The organism is Caldicoprobacter sp., assembly GCF_047459465.1.
Taxonomy (GTDB): Bacteria; Bacillota; Clostridia; order Caldicoprobacterales; family Caldicoprobacteraceae; genus Caldicoprobacter.
Map to the genome: position 1 here is coordinate 1 of NZ_VSCO01000217.1, position 1,855 is coordinate 1,855.

Consider the following 1,855-nt stretch of genomic DNA (forward strand, 5'->3'; position numbering starts at 1 on the left):
TTCAACCAAAAGGGAGGGGGACAAATGGAGAAGTTTGATTTGTATCGCGACATAGCCGAAAGAACTGAGGGTGATATATACATCGGGGTAGTGGGGCCTGTCCGGACGGGAAAGTCAACGCTTATCAAGAGAATCATGGAACTGCTGGTTTTGCCCAACATGGAAGACGGCTTTAAGAAGGAACGAGCAAAGGACGAGATGCCGCAAAGCGGTACGGGGCGTACCATAATGACCACGCAGCCCAAGTTTGTTCCCAACGAAGCGGTGGAGATCACCATAAAGGGGACGGCTAATCTCAAGGTAAGGATGGTTGACTGTGTGGGATACCTGGTCAAGGGAGCCATAGGGCATATGGAAGGCGATGGGCCGCGTATGGTTCGTACTCCCTGGTTTGACTATGACATTCCCTTTGAAGAGGCTGCTGAGCTGGGCACCAGAAAGGTCATTACCGACCATTCCACCATAGGCCTTGTGGTTACCACTGACGGTAGCATCACCGACATACCACGGGTAAATTACGTAGAAGCCGAGGAAAGGGTGGTAAGGGAGCTCAAGGAGCTGGGCAAGCCATTTGTAATAATTCTCAATTCCAAAAACCCCTCGGCGCAGGAGACCTTGACGTTGCAAAGCGCTTTGGAGGAGAAGTATGACGTGCCCGTTTTAGCCCTCGATGTTCTCAATCTTACCGTTGAAGATATACATAACATACTGAGCACTGTCCTGTTTGAGTTTCCGCTTACGGAGATACGCATTGACCTTCCCAAATGGGTTCAGAGCCTTGATGAGGATCACTGGCTTGTAAAATACATAGTCGACTACGTAAAGGACATCACCAGGGATGTACATAGAGTGCGGGACATCGAGGGGGTGGGCGGTAGGGAAGAACAGCTGGAGCATATAGAGCCGGCTAAGGTGAGCAATATAAACCTGGGAAACGGCAAGGTAGACATTAACATAGATGTCAAACCCGGTATGTTCTATAAGATACTGGGCGAGGAGTGCGGCTATCAGATTGAGGGCGATTATCAGCTGATAGGCCTGATGAAGCAGCTGGCTATAGCCAAGAGGGAATACGACCGGATCGCTGAGGCGCTGCGGGATGTCCGCGAGACGGGTTACGGCATGGTACCGCCTTCCCTTGAAGAGCTAAGGCTTGAAGAGCCGGAGATCGTAAAGCAGGGTAGCCGCTTCGGCGTGAGACTTAAAGCTAGCGCACCTTCCCTACACTTCATACGGGTGGATATTCAGACCGAGGTATCCCCTATCGTAGGCACCGAAAGGCAAAGCGAGGAACTGGTAAAATACCTGCTGGAGGAGTTTGAAAACGATCCGTCAAGGATATGGGAAACCAATATATTTGGCAAGTCATTGCACGAACTGGTCAAGGAGGGGCTTGCCAACAAACTCATGAGAATGCCCGAGGACGTCCAGTTTAAGATCCAGGAGACCCTGCAGAGGATTATAAACGAGGGAAGCGGAGGACTGATATGTATAATATTATGAAGGGATGTTGCCTGGAATGTTCCAGGAACATCCCTTTATCTTTTTAATCTTTTTAATTAATCTTTCGCTGCTGCTTTCCTTTTCTCCACTCTGCGTATTTTACCGCTGATTTTCCCAAAGCTTAATTTTCAAACCTGTCTACAGGTCAATTATTCGGAATACTTATACGATGTAGTGGACTTGTTTAATTGTTCATGCTCAGGCTTCCCCTTATGCTCAGGCTTTCCTTTCTTCAACATCAATTTGCCCATCATTTGTATCGGGCCACTTTATCGTTTTTATGTCGCTGTAACTGTTAGCTCATTTCTTCAGCTTATAATCTTCGATATGCAAATTTTCCCCACAACAGCGC

1 protein-coding gene is annotated in these 1,855 nt (G+C 48.2%); it reads left to right on the forward strand.

Annotation, left to right across the window (positions count from 1 at the left end; translation table 11 throughout):
- Positions 1–24: 24 nt before the first annotated feature.
- Complete coding sequence (gene spoIVA, locus FWJ59_RS09500; RefSeq protein WP_414481687.1) at positions 25–1,503, forward strand: stage IV sporulation protein A; 1,479 nt, start codon at positions 25–27, stop codon at positions 1,501–1,503.
- Positions 1,504–1,855 lie beyond the last annotated feature (352 nt).

Excerpts from the sequence above, each read along its gene's own strand:
- spoIVA (WP_414481687.1), top strand. The coding sequence starts at position 25 with ATGGAGAAGTTTGATTTGTATCGCGACATAGCCGAAAGAACTGAGGGT.